Origin of the sequence: Bacillus sp. JFL15 (genome assembly GCF_001184225.1) — a bacterium.
Lineage (GTDB): Bacteria > Bacillota > Bacilli > Bacillales > Bacillaceae > Bacillus > Bacillus siamensis.
The window spans coordinates 3,227,470-3,244,954 of sequence record NZ_KQ236689.1 but is presented as its reverse complement, the minus strand read 5'-3'; the positions used below and the strand labels follow the sequence as shown (position 1 = coordinate 3,244,954).

Below are 17,485 nucleotides of genomic sequence, written 5' to 3'. Positions count from 1 at the left end.
TGTATGTCTTATACTCCGTACATCGTCGTGATTCGTTTTTTCACTTCATCATCATGAAACGTCTGGTCATGCATGATTAACTCTTTCTCAATGACGGCCGGAAGCTGCTCGCGAAACGGCGTCACCAAGTGCCTTTTCAATGTGATTAACGAGTTTCTCGGTTTTTCCGCAAGCTCACGGGCCAGTTCCTGTGCGTATCCCAATACTTCCTGCCTCGGAAGCACTGGAAAAGGCACCCCTCTTTTCTCCAGATCACCGCCGCGGTAATGGCCTCCGTTTAACAGCATTTCATGTCCGAGGCTTGGCCCAAGCTTCTGCGGAACGATGAAGGTAGCGCCCATTCCGGGGGTGAAGCCGTATTTCATAAAGTTTGCGGTATACACGCTTTCTTTGCTTAAAATGACAAAATCACTGAAAAGCCCCATGACAAACCCGCCTCCGATTCCGTGACCCTGCATCGCGGAAATGACGGGGATATCACATTCCAGCGCCAAAGAGTACATCCGGTCTTCCGTAAATTTCGTGATGCCCTGCTGAATCCTGAGTAAGCCTTCCTGTGTGCCTCCGGAAGCAAAGTAATGACCGTAGCCTGTTAAAATCACAGCTTTATAGACGGACGATTTTTTAATACGGGCGAAAGCCTCCATCAATCCATCCGTCAGCTCTTTGGAGAAGGCATTTTTGTGGGTTTTATCCTGCATTGTCACTTGGATAATTTCCGATTCAATTTCGAGCAGTTCAACTGCGGCGTTCGGCATGATATCCTCCTAACTGTTCTCCGTTTCCCAAGGAAGCCGCCCCGTTTCTGCATAACGGATGATGGCTGATTGGTTATCCTGATCTGAAAACATCGCTTGATTTTCGGCTAAAGCAGCGGATTTCGAACGATGAACAAGGTCGTTTAAGGAATCCATATATCGTTTATAGCGGATGACTGCTTTTTTCGACAGCGGGCGAAGGCGCAGCAAATGCTTTCTCAGCTCTGTTGCGCTGTCCGAAACGCATACGTCACAAAGTCCCCATTCAAGTGCCTGCCTTGCCGGCACGGGCTTTGTCATAATCGTCATATAATGCGCCTTTTGAAATCCGATTCTTTGAATTAAAAACGGCAGAACGCATGCGGGATACAGCCCGAATAACAGTTCAGATAAACTGAATGAAGCACTCTCGTCTGCGATGACGATATCGCACGCGGCAGCAAATCCGACACCTCCCGCATTTACTTTTCCGCGCACGCGGGCGATGGTGATGTACGGCCCGGATTTTAATGCCAGCCACAAACGGTAAAGCGGCTCCTGTGATTCCGCATGCTGCATGCCCTGTCTCATTTTCTCGTACATCTCATCGAAATCCGCCCCGAAACAAAATACCTCCGGCAGCCCTTCAAGCACTACGGAGGTGACGGAGTCCCCACATTCAGAAAGAACATGCAGACATTCCTCCACTAAACGCTCATTAATCGTATTGTTGGCTTCAGGCCGATAAAAGGTGATGAAACAGACGTTTTGCTGAAAACGGACCTTTATCGTCTCATAGGTCACGGGATCCACCTGTATTTCCGGTGAAATTCCGTGATTTCTTCCAAATATAAACGGGGGCTTCCGGTATGATGGTCTAAAATGTTCGGAATCATATTCATGTCCAATTTGACGCTCCGGGTTCCGAATTTGACCAAACCGCTGCCTTTAAACAGTTCTTCATACTCCTCCATGGACAGCCTGTATCTGTCGTTCAGATGCTGTTCTATCTTGAAAGAATGCTGCCGCGCCTGTCCCTCAGGCGTTACAACACCGCTGTAAAATTCCGAACAGCACCCTGACCCGTAGGAGAAACAGCCGATCCGTTTAGAAGTGCCGAATGCCCCTTGGTCAATCGTACTGGCAAGAGCCAATAAAGAGGCTGCACCCATAATGTTGCCGACTCGTTGGCAGTAGCGGAGCCCCGGCTCTACCCTTGTTTGAAAATCCTGTTCGATCTCAGCGTTTTTCGCTTTTGCAAACTTGCGCATCATCGTCCGGTGGGCTCCTTTTACCATGCCGCCAAATGGCGTATGGAAGGCAAGGTAGTGAAACGTCTCTTTGTAGTCAGCGCCCGGCACACGTTTTTTGTACTCGCGAAATGTCTGTTCACAGCAATCAAGGTAAGACATCAATGACAAGTCAGCGTCACCGGCTTCACTGTCCGGGATCGGGCGGCATGTATCCATCACCTCATAGCCGTAGTAGCCGTTTGCGCCCGCATCCGCCTGAAATACGATCGGATTTTCACCGATCAATAAGGCGACGGCACCCGCTCCGGCACTCGGTTCTGCGTAAGACCAATCTTCGCTTAACGCATCGCCGCCTTCGGCAATTAAAAACCGGGAAATATCCGTCGCAACGACAAGCGCTTTCGCTCCTGGGGACGTCTGCGACAAAATAAAGTTAAGCGCCATCTGCAGGCCCGCCGTTCCTGAATAGCAGGCTTGCTTCAGTTCAAATAAACGGCAGTTCCGGTTGAGGCCTAAGTAATCATGAATATATGTACTGAGTGATTTTCCGAAGTCGATGCCGGACTCCGAGCAGGTAATCAGCAGCTCGATTCTGTCTTTTTCAGCCTCTGTCAATCGGTCGATAATCGGCTTTGCCGCGTTAACGCCGAATGTAACGGGGTCTTCATAGGGAAGCGCCACCGCTTTTTCTTTCATCAGTAAATTCTCAAATCTGGCAGGGTCTAAGTTTCTGTACTCCGCCAGCTGCATGACATCGAGGTATGCCGTCCCGCCAAACACATTTATCGCTTCTATTCCGGCAGCAGTCATGAACTTCGCCTCCAATATGAATTTTGAGCTTCAGATTTTTGCGCCGTTTTATCAGACGGCCTGTACCTTTTCATAAAGCTTTTCAGCCAATTCGCCGATGTTTGAGACTCCTGTCAACTCCACACGCGGGATCTGCAAAGATAATTCCTCCAGCATCATCGTGATAATTTCTGCACGATCCACCGAATCCGCCCCCAAATCAACTAAACGGTCTTCATGTGAGAGCCGTTCGCCTTCTAAATCAGGCAAAACCTCGTAAATTGTGTTCTGCAGCAATTCAAAGATTCTATCTTTACTCATTGTCAGTTCCTCCCTGTTTCATCCTTTTTATGAATATTCCATGTTTTCAATCTATCATTTCGTCTTGTCAACACGTTTGCAAAAATGAACGTAACTTCTGATTCAAAAGCGAGGCCGTCTCTTCCATCAGCCGCAGGCCGATTCCATCGGCATGGCGGTTTTTCCAGGATTCCAGCTCCGTACCTTTCACCCATTGATTGAAGGCTCCCAATGCCGGCCCGCAATGAATCTGGTAATCTACCTTGGCAGCGGGATCTCCTTTAATCGCCGAGGCGGAGCTTTGCCTGAAATACCATTTGAATATGAGCGCCATTTTCTGTTTCGGATTCCGTTCGGCTTTTGAAATGTCTTCTCTCGAATAGTGCGCCTTCACTTTTTCATAAACACTGCTTACACTTGCCTTAAAATACTTCTCTTCTATTTGTCTGATTGTCTTTTCATCAATTTCTTCAATTGAGCCGTGACGCTGATACAGTTCATGCAGTTTAGCGGCGCGGGTCGGGAAGAACAGTCCTTTCTTTAATACCTGCACTTTGCTGCCTGATTCAAACATATCGCCGGCCGGCGCGTAAGCCGTGTCCTGTACATTCATCTGCTGAAGCAGATCCTTGACGGGAATGCTTGTCGCCGCTTCAACGGTGCATTGGTTAATGGACCCGGTCACAATAAAATCAGCGCCGAGCATAAATGCGGCCATGGCAGCCTCAGGCGTTCCGATACCCCCTGCGGCTCCGATACGGACGGTTTTGCCGTATCGATATTTTTTCATCATGTCATCTCTTAAACGGACGATCGCCGGCATGAGGCTGTAGGCAGCTCCGCCGTCAGTATGGCCGCCCGAATCGGCCTCCACGCAGATGTCATGCGCAACGGGTATTTCTCTCATCAGATTCGCTTCCTCAGCGGTAATCTTGTTTTCGGCTGCAAGCTTTTGCAACATATGATCAGGCGCCGGGCTGAGAAACGCTTCCGCTACTTCCGGACGGGACAGTTTGGCGATAATCCGCTGACGCGCTGTCACTTGTCCGTCAGCACCTCGCTTTAATCCCTTAGCGCGAAACCTGACTAAAGCGGGAGTAACCGTTAAAAATGCTGATGCTTCCAAATTCTGCACCCCATGCTTCAGTAAAAGATCAACCATTTTTTCTTCAGAATCTGCATGCTTCATATTATGTACAACATTTATGCCGAAGGAACCGCCGTCACGAAGCTCATGCTGAATTGACAAAATGGCGTCCTCCGTCTGTCCGATGCTCAATCCGCCCGTTCCGAAAAAGCCCATCATTCCTTTTTTGGCCAGCCTGACGACCATCTCCTTCGAAGCGATTCCGCGGTACATGCCGCCGGCCAGATAGGCGTATTTCAGCCGATAATCACGTTTAAACTCTTCATTGCCTAAAGATGCCGCCGTAATTGTGCTTTTTTCAGCCGCAGCCGGAGCTTTGATTTCATCTGTTATCGGCTTCGCTTCAGCTGTAATTCTTTGAATCAGTCCGGTCAGCACTTTTCCCGGACCGATTTCTTCAAAGCTCATGTTCTTTCGTCCCATTAAGAAACGGATGCTGTCTGTCCAGTTCACAGATCCCGTTATTTGCGCGGCGAGTGTCTCTTTCAACTCACTCTGCTCATAAGGCCTTGCCGTCACATTTGAAATGACCGGAATGGACAGCCGCTTAAAATGGAAAGATTCAATAAACCGTGAAAACTCCTCCTTCGCCTCGAGCATGTATCTGGAATGAAAAGCGCCGCTGACATTTAAGCGGTGAACCATTTTCACGCCATTTACAGATTCAAATACGGCTGCGGCTTTTTCAATATCTTCTTTATATCCGGAAAGGACAATTTGCTGCGGTGTGTTCATGTTGGCGATATCAACCATATGTAATTGATATTCTCTTAAAACGTCCGTCACCTGCTCATGAGTCAGGCCGATCACCGCTGCCATGCCGCCTCCTTTTGCGCGGCTCATCAGTTCGCCCCTCTTTTTGACCAGCTGCAAGCCTTCTTCAAAATCAAAGGCTCCCGAGGCGTATAACGCGTTATATTCTCCTAAACTGTGTCCGGCGGTAAAATCCGGTTTCAAGCCGGTTTCTTCTGTTTTTTTCAAATAACTCAGGGCATTGACGACATAGAGTGCCGGCTGAGTGAATTGAGTCTGATTGAGACGTTCTCCGTCCCTGCACAGCTCCTGAACGGAATATCCGAGAATATGATCGGCCTTTGCGGTTAATTCAGAGTAGCGGCCGAACAGCTCCTCTCCCATCCCAATTCTTTGTGAACCTTGGCCGGGAAAAACAAAGCTGATCATCTTACAGTCTCCTTCCGGGCGATGATAAAATGATGTCTTCGATTTGCTGCAAATGGGTTTGTTCTTTATGGAACGGCGTCATAATGGTACGGATGCGTTCAGCCGATCCTGCGGGAAGAATCTGTTTGGCAAATGCGGCCAATGTTCCGGAAGGCCCGGCATCGATATACAATCCCTTTTCGCGGCTTTCAGCAAATTGAAGCGCTTCGCGGAATCGAATCGGCTTTCTGACGGCATTCCAGAAAAAGTCCGCTTGAATATCCGTCTCAGCCTCTCCAGTCGCACTGGAAATGAACGGAATAAACGGAGTCCGGATTGATTTCTGAGCCAAAAAGCGCTTGTACGGATGCTCCGCCTGATCAACCATCGCTGAGTGAAACCCGTATGATACCGGCAGCAGCTGATGAGGAATCTGCTTTTCTCTCAGGTCGTCCATGATTTTTTTGATGTGTCCCCGCTCTCCAGAGATGACAAAGTGAGATTGATAGTTAACAGCGGCCAATTCACTATTTTCATGGAACAGCGGATCATCTTGGTATAATTTCGGATTCCCCAGTACCGCAAGCATGCTGCCGTTGCGGCATGTTTCCGTAATGATTTCGGCCTGCTCCAGCACGCAATCTAAAGCGTCTTCGGGGCTGAGCACACCTGACACAGCGGCCGCCGCATATTCACCGAGGCTCGCTCCGATTACACAATCGGGACGTATGCCTTTTTGTTCCAAAGCATACGCGAGTGCGTACTCAGCCATAAAAATGGCGGGATGGCTGAAAAGAAGGCGGTCAAATGGATCGGACAGACGATTGGCTGTATGATAAATCTCTTTAAGGACAGAAACACCGAAACGGCTGGCGGCAAAATCGTCCAAGTCGAGCATTTTCTGCCGAAAAACGGCGTTATGTGCAAACAGCTCTTTTCCCATGTGATAATATTGGGAACCCTGTCCGGAAAACATGAAAACAATTGGCTGGCTCATTTGTTCTCCTTTTCGCTGCATATTTTTTTAAAATATTGATTTGTGAGTGTTTCGTGATGTCGTGAAGTGAAGTGATCGTGATGTTGTATGACTGGGCAATGTTGTGTGAGAAAAGAATTTTGTCTTATGTTCCGCTACATGGCGGGTGAAGCTTCAGTTTCTTTTTTGATGCGGTGAATAAGTCCTGTCAGCACATGGCCCGGGCCTACTTCTTCAAATTCCATCCGCCCGATGTTCAGGAGATAGCGGATGCTGTCGTGCCATCGTACTGAATGGTCGATCTGATCAGCCAGAACGGAGGGGATTTCGTCTTGTTCATAAGGTCTGGCATGGACGTTAGAAATGACAGGAATTGATATAGCAGAAAAATGAAATGACTGTAAAAATTTTTCGAACTCTTGTTTTGCTTCACTCATATATCTCGAGTGAAAAGCGCCGCTTACGTTTAACGGATGAAACATCGTCACATCTTTTATTCCTTCGAATACGCTTTTGGCTCTTTCAATGTCTTCTTTTCGTCCGGAGATGACAATTTGATGAGGAGAATTCATATTGGCAATATCAATCGTATGTAATCCGTTCGTTTGAAGGACGTCTGCCACTTGAGGTGCAGTTAATCCCATAACAGCGGCCATTTTTCCGTCAGTGGCCATACTCATTAATTCGCCTCTTTTACGGACAAGCTGCAAGCCCGTAATAAAATCAAAAGCGCCTGCGGCAAACAGCGCATTATATTCTCCCAAACTGTGGCCGGCCACATAATCCAGCTTTATGTCATTGTCTTGGATTTTTTTCAAATAGCTTAACGCGTTGACTACATATAAAGCGGGCTGAGTAAACTGCGTCTTGTGAAGGTTGGAATACGGATTCTCAAGACAAAGCCGTTTCATAGAATATCCGAGTGTGTCATCAGCCTGCTCAGTTAAGTCTTTAAATTCATCAAACAATGAACTTCCCATTCCCTGTTTTTGAGAACCTTGTCCTGGGAATAAGTATGCAATCATTTTCTCAGCCATCCTTTCTCGGATTCAGTTAAGAAGCATGTTCAAATTGATAGTAACTTCACAAAAATACCATGTCAAGTTAATTTATCCTATGCGGACTCCTGAATAATGCCTATTTTTTCCCAGGAGAAGGCGTGTTTAGGTCTTTCGGAACGGATATAAGCAGAATGTCCCACCCATCCTGCCTTGCGCTCCTTCCCGCAAACCCTTGTTACTCAGGCATGAATCGACAAAAAGAAAGCAATTACTATTATTTCATTTCAGACATTTCTAATCCCGAAAGAAAAAGCAGTTAAATAGAACTAAATTATACGCTACTTAAAATGAAACAGCCCTTTTTGATTTTTTCTGGTGCGGAAATTCACGAAATGTTCTTTTTTGTCAATTTGAAAGTAAATATTGTTTTTCAAAAGACTCTCCATTTTTCGACCCGGTTTCTCCCCGAAAGAATGCCCAGGATATACTCGTACATGCGGCGGAATGGAGGCTTTGATCCGCTGTATACTGTTAAACATATCTTCCGCAGAACTGCCTCTGTCCTGACATATACCGCAACCTTCGGTAAACACGGTGTCACCGGTAAAAAGGTGATCAGAAAGCAAATAGCACATCCCTCCGGCCGTATGTCCCGGAGTCAGTATGCTCTTGATGATAAATCCCCCCGCCGCAAAGGTCTGGCCGTCTTCAAGCGCTATTAAGTTTCTGCACCGGAATTGATAGTAATCGATTTCAGCTGACGACATGTATACATCAGAGTGATAGATTTGCTGAAGCGGCTCCGCCAAGTTTACATGGTCATAATGTGAATGTGTTAATAAAACAGCTGATAAATCAACATCCAATTCATGCAGTTTATCGGTTATTTTGTCGATTTCCCAGGACGGGTCCACCGCTATCGCAGATTTTTTTGAACGGTCTGCGATAATATAACAATAGTTGGACCACATCTGGTGATAGGTTTTAATTTGATGCACTTCATATGTATGATCCATTGTCACCATTCCCATTCAAAAGATCCGGGCAGACTGCTGCCGCCGCCCAGCCGGCTGTAACCACTTTACCAGATGACAACACGTTTTTCCATGGATTTTCCGGTAAAGATAAAAAACTGTTCAAATCAACCAAAAGAACCAGCCGTCGGTATTTAACATTTATTATCGTAATATATAAGTAAATAAGAATATTCATTTACATGAATACTTTAGGAGATTTTATTCAGAAAATGAAGAATGGTATAATTTCCGGATAAAAAGAATAAAAACAAATCGAGTTTTTATTTGGAAAAGGAATTGCCGAAATAGCCAGAGAGTATGATCAGTCTTTAAAAGACTCTCAATCTTGATTCTTATTTCATTCCTTTTCTTCAAGCTAAACTAAACCCATTCGGCTTCCTCAAAATATATCAGAATACCTTAGTTCCTGACATCGAATTTCAATGTTATGCTTATGAGCTGGCATTAACCCACAATTCGAATCAGAAAAAATACGACGTAACTCACACACAAGATGTTGTTTCTTTACTTTCTTTTGCCAGAGTACAGTCCAAAACTTGGAACAGCCGGTGCATTCTCTCCTGAGTAATCTTTTATGCCAGAAAGATAAAGTATCTTCTGAACCAAACGGCACGTACGCCGATTGATGGATGACTTAAACTCTTATGTTTTCCCTTTAAATGGGACTATTGTTGGTGATGAGCAAATTTAATCTGTGTTAAGCTTTAGACGGAGGTAATTATGGAAAATAAAAGAAACGCTGAACCGAGCCCAAAAGCGATAAGAATTCTAACTTACATCATTCCTATAGTTTTAATAGGGCTTATCCTTGTTCTTAAGAATATTAACACCCCAGCAGCAGAAATTTCATTTTATGTCGTTGCTGTCGGTGTCGTTCTCTTAGTCGTTTTCAGTTTAATCAAAAACAGAAAAAAACGTAGGAAGAACTAAATTTAGGGGGGCTAATTACTAGTCCCCTTTGACTTTTTTAGATTGTCAGCTCACCAAATTCAAATTTATTTAAATTCTTCCTCCATCTCCCTGTGAATTTGTAAAAGGAGGTACTCATAAAAATCATGATAATCACCTAGATTTCCGATTACTTTTATAATCATTTGACCCTTTAAACATTAAAACAAGTTTAAATCTTGTTTCCCCTGATGTTTCAGCCCTTTCCCCCTCTGTTTTCAAGCCATACACCTAAAATGAATTCCACGTATGCTTTTTGAAGGGAATCAATAGAAATATGCAGAAAAAAGACTCATCTTGTTTATGAGATGAGCCTGCTTATATTTTAAATTTCTTCATGGCATCCTGATTGACTCCAAAGTATCGAAGGGTTGTCCGCTGGTCTGAGTGATTAAAAATCTCCTGCAGCATGGCAACGTCTTTTGTTCGCTTATAAAAATGGTATCCGAATGTTTTTCTCAGCGTGTGTGCCTATATCATCCAAACCGACATGCTCAGTGACATCCCTTAAAATCTTATCGGCCATCGATCGGGAAATGGGCTTGTTGATCCCTTCGCGGCTTTTGAAAAGATATTCAGCATTAATCGGTTTGATAATACCTAAACAGCTAAAAATCAGTGGGCAAAATGTGGGCACGAGGGATACATCCCACACGAACCCATTCTACATCACACGCTTAAACATCTTCTCCATCTCATACGTGCTGTGATGAATAATAATCGGCCGGCCGTGCGGGCATGTGAACGGGTCTGTCGTTCGGCGCAGATCGTCCAAGAGCGCTTTGATTTCATCGTTGCGCAAATGGCGGTTCGCTTTGATCGAGCCTTTACAGCTCATCATAATGGCCGCTTCCTCCCGCAGCTTTTTAATGTCGATCCGCTTGGCGTCAAGCACCTGCTGAATGATTTCTTCAATCAATTCAGCCTCTTCTCCTTTTGGAAACCAGGCCGGATGACAGCGGACGATATAACTGTTCGTGCCGAATGCTTCTAAAAATACCCCGACGCTTTCAAGCTCCTGCTGGTGCTGTTCAATAATCAGCGCTTCATTTGCCGCATAATGAAAGGTGAGCGGCACGATCATATCCTGCACTTCAGGCTCAACCTGCCCGACTTTTTCCCGGAAATATTCGTATTTAATCCGCTCTTGAGCCGCATGCTGGTCAATGATATATAACCCGTTTTCGTTTTGGGCTAAAATATAGGTCCCGTGCATTTGGCCGATCGGATACATCACCGGGACCCTTTCTTCCCGTATTTCTTCAGAGACAGGCTCCGGAATATCGGAAACAGGCGCTTCCGGTTCCGGCATGCTGATCTCCGACGGCACGTCATCATCCGCTTCCTTCGGGAGGAACTCTTCTTCTATTACCGAAGCCGGCTCTTTTACGACCGAACTCAGCTTCATCGGCGAGTACGACGGTTCCGGCATTTTTTCCGGCAGTTTCCGCTCAGGGGCACTTTCCTCGAACGTTATGAATTGCTGTTCGTTTTTGACCGACGCCGGCGCTGATTTTTTCGGAAGCTGGGCGCTCGGAATAAGCCGCTGCTTTTGAAATACTTCCTTTATCCCGTCGCGGATCAGCTCATGCAGTTCCGTCTCCTTGCTGAGGCGGACTTCAAGCTTCGACGGATGGACATTGACATCGACCAAAATCGGGTCCATCGTAATTTCGATAAACGTAATCGGATGGCGGCCGATCGGCAGAAGCGTGTGATAGCCCTCATGCACCGCTTTTACAAGCGGGAAATTCTTAATGTATCTACCGTTAATGACAGATGACATATAGTTTCTGGATGCACGCGTGATTTCCGGCAGCGCAATGTAGCCCTTGACTTCAAAATCAAGCGAGCTGACATGGAGCGGTATCATTTTTTTCGCAACCGCCGTCCCGTAAATCGCGGCCAGTACATGGCGCACGTCTCCGTTGCCGTTTGTCTGCAGAAGATTTTTCCCCTGGTGGCGGAGGCGGATGGATACTTCCGGATGCGCAAGGGCGATCCGGTTGACGACATCCGTAATATTACCGAGTTCCGTATGCACGGTTTTCATATATTTTAATCTGGCGGGTGTATTGAAAAACAGGTTGGTAACGATGATCTCCGTTCCTTTTCTGCTGGAGGATTTCTGTTCAGAAATGATATTCCCGCCTTGAAGAATGAGATGAGTTCCCGCTCCCTCGCCGATGCTCGTTTTGATTTCCAGATGAGAAACAGACGCGATACTTGGCAAAGCTTCTCCGCGGAAACCGAGTGTTCTCACTCGGAACAGGTCGTTTTCATCTTTGATTTTACTGGTCGCGTGGCGGCGGAAAGCCCGTTTGCAATCATCGGTTTCCATACCTTCGCCGTTGTCAAGCACCCGAATCGACGAAAGTCCCGCTTCCTCTATATCGATTTCAATGACTGTGCTGTTTGCGTCGATGGCGTTTTCCACCAATTCTTTAACGACAGATGCAGGCCGTTCCACCACCTCACCGGCCGCTATTTTATTTGAAAGTTCATCTGACAGCTGGATGACTTTTGCCAAGTCCGTCACCTCTTTCTATTTTAATTTTTTTTGCAGTTTGTACATTTCATTCATTGCCTCAAGCGGCGTCATATCAAGAATATTGATTGACTTGAAGGCTTCAAGCACTTGTTTTTCTTTATGAGAAACAGCCGGTGCCTTCTGTTTTTTATCACTGTCAGCAAAAAAGGACAGTTGTGCCGGTTCTTCTTTGACGGCGGGCTTTTTCTCAGGTGCCGCCGGAAGCTCCGGTTTATCTCCTGTCTGCTCAAGCTGTTTTAAGATCTCCTGCGCGCGGCTGATCAGATCATCCGGGAGCTCGGCAAGCTGGGCGACATGAATGCCGTAACTTTTATCTGCGGCTCCTTCTTTAATTTGATGGAGAAACACGACCGTGCCGTTATATTCCTCGGCGCGCACATGAACGTTTTTCAGCTGAGGGAGCTTATCTTCAAGCACCGTCAGTTCATGATAATGCGTGCTGAACAGTGTTTTAGCGCCGATATGATCATGAACATATTCAATAATTGCCTGTGCCAGCGCCATTCCGTCGTACGTTGATGTCCCGCGTCCGATTTCATCGAACAGAATCAGGCTGTCTTTTGTGGCGTTTACAATCGCGTTTTTCGCTTCCAGCATTTCCACCATAAAGGTGCTTTGTCCGGAAATCAAATCATCCGCAGCCCCGATTCTCGTAAAGATTTGATCAAAAATCGGCAGAACCGCTTCTTTTGCGGGCACAAAACAGCCGATCTGGGCCATGATGGACAAGAGTGCGATCTGTCTCATATACGTGCTTTTACCCGACATATTCGGACCCGTAATCAGGAGCATTTCCCGTGAATCGCCCATCAGGCAATTGTTCGGCACGTATTCTTGACTGTCCATCACTTTTTCAACGACAGGATGTCTCCCCTCAATGACTTTGACCTCGTTATCAGAAAAGACGGGTTTTGTGTAATGCCTGTTTTCACTGATCGTGGCAAAGCATTGCAGCGCGTCCAGCTCACTCATTTGCTTAGCAAGACGCTGCAGACGCGGAATAAATTTCTTAACTTTTTCTCGCAGTTCGGCAAAAAGCTCATATTCCAGCTCGCAAATGTTGTTTTCCGCCTCTAAAATAAGCGCTTCTTTTTCCTTTAATTCCGGCGTAATGTACCGTTCGGCGTTTGTGAGCGTCTGCTTCCGCTCATACCGCCCGTCCTCAAGCAGATGAAGGTTTGCTTTTGTGACTTCAATATAATAGCCGAACACTTTATTAAAGCCAACTTTTAATGAACGGATGCCCGTATAAGCGCGTTCCTGCTGCTCCAGTCTGGCAATCCAGTCTTTGCCGTTTTTGCTGGCGTCACGGTACTCATCAAGCTTCTGGTGATAGCCGTCTTTTATTAAGTTGCCTTCTTTCAAAGATAACGGCGGATTTTCATGAAGCGCATCCTCTAACAGATCAAGCAGATCATTGCACGGATCAATCAAGCCGGCGCGTTCTTTTGCTTTTTTATGGTTCAGAGACCCTACAAGCTCTTTAATGCTCGGCACCTGTTTTAATGATTCTTTCAGCTGGATTAAATCCCTTGCATTGACGTTTCCGAATGCGACCCGGCCCGCAAGACGCTCTAAATCATACACTTCTTTAAGGCGCTCGCGCAGATCTTCACGCTCAAACAGATGATTGATCAGCGTCTCCACCATTTCCTGGCGTTCTTCGATTTGGGATGCTCTGATCAGCGGACGGTCAATCCATTGTTTGAGAAGCCGGCCGCCCATTGCTGTCTTCGTTTCGTCCAAAAGCCAAAGCAGCGAGCCTTTTTTGCTTTTTGAACGGATCGTTTCCGTCAGTTCAAGATTCCTCTTGGAATACAGGTCAATTTTCATCGCTTCTTCCAATTCATACACTTGAACCGGCTGCAGATGATCCAGACTCCGTTTTTGCGTTTTCTGCAAATACGTATATAAACGCATAAACGTCTTTGTCAGCTCTTCGCCCGGCAAGTGCTTTGCGATTTCGATCTGTTCTGTCATTTCTCCGTCTTCGATGGAGATCGTTGCGCCGCACCGTTCTTTCAGCTGGGCTGCTGTCTTTTCATTAAAATTGCTTGAGACGACAATCTCCTTTGCGCCGACTGAATAAATCTCTGACATGACATCTTCAATCCGCTCAATAAATACGGCCAGGTTTTCTCCGGTCGTTAAATCCGATAAAGCAAGGCCGTATCCGTCACGAAATTCGGAAACCGAAGCGATAAAGTTGTTTTCCGACTCATGAATGCCTTTTCCGTCCATCACGGTTCCCGGCGTGATCAGCTGGACGACTTCCCGTTTCACAACGCCTTTAGCCGCCTTCGGATCTTCCGTCTGCTCACAGATCGCGACTTTATAGCCCTTTTTAATCAGCTGTTCAATATAAGCCGCCGCAGAATGATAAGGCACGCCGCACATCGGAATTTTGTCAGCTGAACCTCCGTCTCTGCTCGTCAGTGTAATTTCAAGCTCTTGTGACGCTTTTTTTGCATCTTCAAAAAACATTTCATAAAAGTCACCTAGCCGAAAAAATAAAAAGGCATCCTGATGCTCTGCCTTTATTTTCAAGTATTGCTGTATCATAGGCGTATAACTAGCCATCATTTAATCCCTCACTATGTATCTTCTGTTTTCCGCATCCCATTATAACATAAACAAAAGAGTGATATCTTTATATATAAAAAAGAGACTTGGGGTGCTGACTCCCCTAGCCTCTGCTTATTCTTCAGGATCTCCGACTAAAAATTCAGGGTTAATATCCTCTAATTCTTCGTCAAGATCGTCTTCCCAATCATCATCATCGTCTTCTTCCCAGTCTGGATTTACTTCTACGACTACTTTCGTTTCCCCGACCACTTCCGCTAAAAACTCCCGCTCGGCCTGAACGACGATTTTATTTCCGTTAGGAGAAATGGTGACCTCAAGACAATTCGGCTGCTGTAGCACTTTGGCGATGACTTCGTGTTCGTCATCTAAGTAATTAGTATCTCTGTATCTGAGTTTAATCACATCAACATATTTCACTCTCTCGGTTACAACTTCCGTTTTTGTATTATCAGCGTAAGAGTACCAGACGTTTATATCATAATACCCTTCAATTTCTACAGTCTTCCCGATCTTTTCGGCATCATATTTGTGATTGATAATCCAGCCGCCCAATATACTTGACGGTTTTTCATCAGGTGAGATTGTATTTGTGCACTGGGTGAATTTTCTGCCTTTCGCAACTACCGCTTTCGTAATAATTTCCCTGTATTCAGACATTCCGATAGGCCTCCTTGTTCTTCTTCGTGTTATCTTATGCTGGGCATTTGTCTCATGTGCATTTTTATAATAAAAATATAAAAATACAAAGTTTCTGTTTCATTGTATGCAGCCTCGCCCAGAAACTTTACTTTTAAGTCTGATAAAACTTTTTGAGGGAAAATGGGCCGAAACAACAGATAAGATGAATATTTAGTACATATAACAATTAGTTCTTGAAAGACAAAAAAACACGGGCCGATGATGGCCCCGTGTTTAAAGAGAACAGCTGTTGTTCGAATGTTTTACTTTTGAACCGGTTTCTCCTGTCAGCAGGTTGCCGCCGGTAGACGTAATGATTTCATTTGTCACCTGATTGGAAATCGTATGGGCGACAAGCTGAAGAAGATCATTGACCTCAATCTGGGAATCTCTGAATTCCTGAATGATCGGAATTCCTTCAAGCTCTTCCTGCAGGGCGTCAATTTTACTTTCCACTTGTTTCAAAGCTTCAAGCTTTTCATAATGCTTCAGGTTAACGGCTTGCTTTTGCAGAGCTTTAATCTGATTGATAATCGCAGAGACTTTTTCATTTTCATTAATCTGCGCCTCGGCGCGTTTGAAAAAATCAACTTCTTCTGTTTCAGAAATCATTTTCGCAAGGTTTCTTGCCTGCTGGACAATGTCTTTCTTAGAGTAAAGCGTCATTATTATTTCACCTCGATTGCTTCTCCTGCCATCACACCGTCAAGCGACCATGTTTTCGCCTGTTCGATTTTGACGCGTACAATCTTGCCGATGGCGTCTTTCGGCCCTTTGAAGTTGACGAGCTTGCTTTTTTCCGTATAGCCGGCAAGAATGTCAGGGTTATTTTTGCTTTCTCCCTCAACTAATACTTCGACAGTCCTGCCTTCATATTCCTTCATTTTTTTGGCTGAAATTTCTTTCACCAAGTCATTGAGGCGCTGAAGACGTTCTTTTTTGACCCTCATCGGAACGTTGTCTTTCATCTTCGCTGCAGGCGTGCCTTCACGGGGAGAGTAGATAAACGTATATGCGCTGTCAAATTCCACTTCGCGATATAACGAAAGGGTTTCTTCAAACTGTTCATCCGTTTCATTCGGGAAACCGACAATGATATCGGTAGTGAGTGAAGCGTTCGGCATCGCCGCTTTAATTTTTCCGACAAGCTCCAGATAGCGTTCTCTGTCATATTTGCGCGCCATCATTTTTAACATCGCCGAGCTTCCTGATTGAACCGGAAGATGGATATGGTCAAGCAGGTTGCCGCCTTTGGCGAGCACTTCGATCAGATGGTCATCAAAGTCACGCGGGTGGCTCGTCGTAAACCGGATTCTCGGAATATCAATTTTACGCAGTTCGTCCATTAAATCACCGAGTCCGTACGTCATGTCCTCAAAATCTTTTCCGTACGCATTAACGTTTTGACCGAGCAGCGTGATTTCTTTATAGCCTTCGCTTGCAAGTCTTCTGACTTCCTGGATTATTTCTTCAGGACGGCGGCTCCGCTCTTTTCCGCGGGTATACGGCACAATGCAGTATGTGCAGAACTTATCGCAGCCGTACATAATGTTGACCCAGCCTTTAATTTTTCCGTTGCGGACCTTCGGAAGGTTTTCAATGACATCCCCTTCCTTCGACCACACTTCAATAACCATCTCTTTTGATAAATAGGCTTCTGATAACAGTTCCGGCAGGCGGTGAATGTTGTGCGTGCCGAAAATCATATCGACAAACGGGTGCTTTTTAAGGATGCGGTTTACGACTGATTCTTCCTGTGACATACAGCCGCATACACCCAGAATCAGATCCGGGTTATTTTTTTTGAGCGCTTTTAAATGACCGAGCTCACCGAACACTTTGTTTTCAGCGTTTTCCCGGATGGCGCAGGTGTTTAATAAAATGACATTCGCATCATCGACCGAATTTGTCGCTTCATAACCGAGCGCCATAAAAATACCCGCCATGACTTCCGTATCATGCTCGTTCATTTGGCATCCGTACGTGCGGATATAAAACTTCCTGCCTTCTCCGAGACCTTTAAATTCTTCTGAGATTTTAAAATCGTTATGATATTGAACGGATTCTTTGCCCCGTTTTTTCGCATCTTTTAAAGAAGGCGGAATATATACGGTTTCAAAATACTTACTGTAATCCTTTTCGGATTTTTTGTCCGCTGGATTTACTTGTCCGCTTTCCTGCTTTTGCTTTTCATTCATGTTCGAATGTCTCCTTTCAACCGAAACTTCCACCCTCAAGTATACTGGTTAAAAGCGTTTGGCACAACCGCCAGCCTATTATTGTACACCTTATTGAGAATAAGAATCAATAAGAAATAAAAA

At 45.5% G+C, this 17,485-nt stretch carries 14 protein-coding genes and 1 pseudogene; 1 reads left to right on the top strand and 14 read right to left on the bottom strand.

From position 1 onward, the window contains the following. Positions 1-8 precede the first annotated feature (8 nt). From AD710_RS16295 to AD710_RS16260, 8 genes are all read right to left on the bottom strand, one after another. The gene (locus AD710_RS16295; RefSeq protein WP_049628507.1) at positions 9-758 is read right to left on the bottom strand and encodes a polyketide synthase; all 750 of its coding nucleotides are present in this window, start codon (positions 756-758) and stop codon (positions 9-11) included. Between the two features lie 9 nt (positions 759-767). Next, the gene (locus tag AD710_RS16290; RefSeq protein ID WP_049628506.1) at positions 768-1,541 is read right to left on the bottom strand and encodes an enoyl-CoA hydratase/isomerase; all 774 of its coding nucleotides are present in this window, start codon (positions 1,539-1,541) and stop codon (positions 768-770) included. Further along, positions 1,538-2,800, bottom strand: coding sequence for a hydroxymethylglutaryl-CoA synthase family protein (locus tag AD710_RS16285; protein WP_049628505.1), 1,263 nt, complete (start codon positions 2,798-2,800; stop codon positions 1,538-1,540). The genes AD710_RS16290 and AD710_RS16285 overlap by 4 nt, the downstream gene beginning before the upstream one ends. A 51-nt stretch (positions 2,801-2,851) precedes the next feature. Beyond that, positions 2,852-3,100, bottom strand: coding sequence for an acyl carrier protein (locus AD710_RS16280; protein ID WP_016936047.1), 249 nt, complete (start codon positions 3,098-3,100; stop codon positions 2,852-2,854). A 67-nt stretch (positions 3,101-3,167) separates the two neighbouring features. Then, on the bottom strand, positions 3,168-5,408 hold the full coding sequence (gene fabD, locus AD710_RS16275; RefSeq protein ID WP_049628504.1) for an ACP S-malonyltransferase: 2,241 nt from the start codon (positions 5,406-5,408) through the stop codon (positions 3,168-3,170). Between the two features lies 1 nt (position 5,409). Further along, positions 5,410-6,384 (bottom strand): acyltransferase domain-containing protein, encoded by a 975-nt coding sequence (locus AD710_RS16270; RefSeq protein ID WP_049628503.1) that lies wholly within the window; start codon positions 6,382-6,384, stop codon positions 5,410-5,412. Between the two features lie 134 nt (positions 6,385-6,518). Next, entirely contained in the window at positions 6,519-7,388 is an 870-nt protein-coding gene (gene fabD / locus AD710_RS16265) for an ACP S-malonyltransferase (RefSeq protein WP_049628502.1), read from the bottom strand. A gap of 314 nt (positions 7,389-7,702) precedes the next feature. Continuing rightward, complete coding sequence (locus AD710_RS16260; protein ID WP_049628501.1) at positions 7,703-8,380, bottom strand: MBL fold metallo-hydrolase; 678 nt, start codon at positions 8,378-8,380, stop codon at positions 7,703-7,705. Positions 8,381-9,121: 741 nt separating this feature from the next. On the opposite strand from AD710_RS16260, the gene AD710_RS16255 reads away from it, so the two are divergent. Beyond that, a complete protein-coding gene (locus AD710_RS16255; protein WP_049628500.1) occupies positions 9,122-9,331 on the top strand; it encodes a hypothetical protein in 210 nt (69 codons plus the stop codon). Positions 9,332-9,667: 336 nt separating this feature from the next. On the opposite strand, the pseudogene AD710_RS19335 reads toward AD710_RS16255, so the two are convergent. The 6 genes and pseudogenes from AD710_RS19335 to miaB form a co-directional block, all read right to left on the bottom strand. Continuing rightward, positions 9,668-9,926 (bottom strand): annotated as a pseudogene (locus tag AD710_RS19335) (tyrosine-type recombinase/integrase); the annotation flags it as partial. An 87-nt stretch (positions 9,927-10,013) separates the two neighbouring features. Continuing rightward, a complete protein-coding gene (gene mutL, locus AD710_RS16250; RefSeq protein ID WP_049628499.1) occupies positions 10,014-11,879 on the bottom strand; it encodes a DNA mismatch repair endonuclease MutL in 1,866 nt (621 codons plus the stop codon). Between the two features lie 15 nt (positions 11,880-11,894). Continuing rightward, positions 11,895-14,480, bottom strand: a complete 2,586-nt coding sequence (gene mutS / locus AD710_RS16245) for a DNA mismatch repair protein MutS (RefSeq protein ID WP_049628833.1) — start codon at positions 14,478-14,480, stop codon at positions 11,895-11,897. A gap of 117 nt (positions 14,481-14,597) precedes the next feature. Continuing rightward, positions 14,598-15,143, bottom strand: a complete 546-nt coding sequence (gene cotE, locus AD710_RS16240) for an outer spore coat protein CotE (protein ID WP_016936056.1) — start codon at positions 15,141-15,143, stop codon at positions 14,598-14,600. A gap of 255 nt (positions 15,144-15,398) precedes the next feature. Beyond that, positions 15,399-15,830, bottom strand: coding sequence for a regulatory iron-sulfur-containing complex subunit RicA (locus AD710_RS16235; protein ID WP_016936057.1), 432 nt, complete (start codon positions 15,828-15,830; stop codon positions 15,399-15,401). Positions 15,831-15,832: 2 nt separating this feature from the next. After that, entirely contained in the window at positions 15,833-17,362 is a 1,530-nt protein-coding gene (gene miaB / locus AD710_RS16230; RefSeq protein ID WP_049628498.1) for a tRNA (N6-isopentenyl adenosine(37)-C2)-methylthiotransferase MiaB, read from the bottom strand. Positions 17,363-17,485: the final 123 nt, after the last annotated feature.

Excerpts from the sequence above, each read along its gene's own strand:
- AD710_RS16295 (WP_049628507.1), bottom strand. The coding sequence starts at position 758 with ATGCCGAACGCCGCAGTTGAACTGCTCGAAATTGAATCGGAAATTATC.
- AD710_RS16285 (WP_049628505.1), bottom strand. The coding sequence starts at position 2,800 with ATGACTGCTGCCGGAATAGAAGCGATAAATGTGTTTGGCGGGACGGCA.
- AD710_RS16280 (WP_016936047.1), bottom strand. The coding sequence starts at position 3,100 with ATGAGTAAAGATAGAATCTTTGAATTGCTGCAGAACACAATTTACGAG.
- fabD (WP_049628504.1), bottom strand. The coding sequence starts at position 5,408 with ATGATCAGCTTTGTTTTTCCCGGCCAAGGTTCACAAAGAATTGGGATG.
- AD710_RS16270 (WP_049628503.1), bottom strand. The coding sequence starts at position 6,384 with ATGAGCCAGCCAATTGTTTTCATGTTTTCCGGACAGGGTTCCCAATAT.
- fabD (WP_049628502.1), bottom strand. The coding sequence starts at position 7,388 with ATGATTGCATACTTATTCCCAGGACAAGGTTCTCAAAAACAGGGAATG.
- AD710_RS16260 (WP_049628501.1), bottom strand. The coding sequence starts at position 8,380 with ATGGATCATACATATGAAGTGCATCAAATTAAAACCTATCACCAGATG.
- AD710_RS16255 (WP_049628500.1), top strand. The coding sequence starts at position 9,122 with ATGGAAAATAAAAGAAACGCTGAACCGAGCCCAAAAGCGATAAGAATT.
- mutS (WP_049628833.1), bottom strand. The coding sequence starts at position 14,480 with ATGGCTAGTTATACGCCTATGATACAGCAATACTTGAAAATAAAGGCA.
- cotE (WP_016936056.1), bottom strand. The coding sequence starts at position 15,143 with ATGTCTGAATACAGGGAAATTATTACGAAAGCGGTAGTTGCGAAAGGC.
- AD710_RS16235 (WP_016936057.1), bottom strand. The coding sequence starts at position 15,830 with ATGACGCTTTACTCTAAGAAAGACATTGTCCAGCAGGCAAGAAACCTT.
- miaB (WP_049628498.1), bottom strand. The coding sequence starts at position 17,362 with ATGAATGAAAAGCAAAAGCAGGAAAGCGGACAAGTAAATCCAGCGGAC.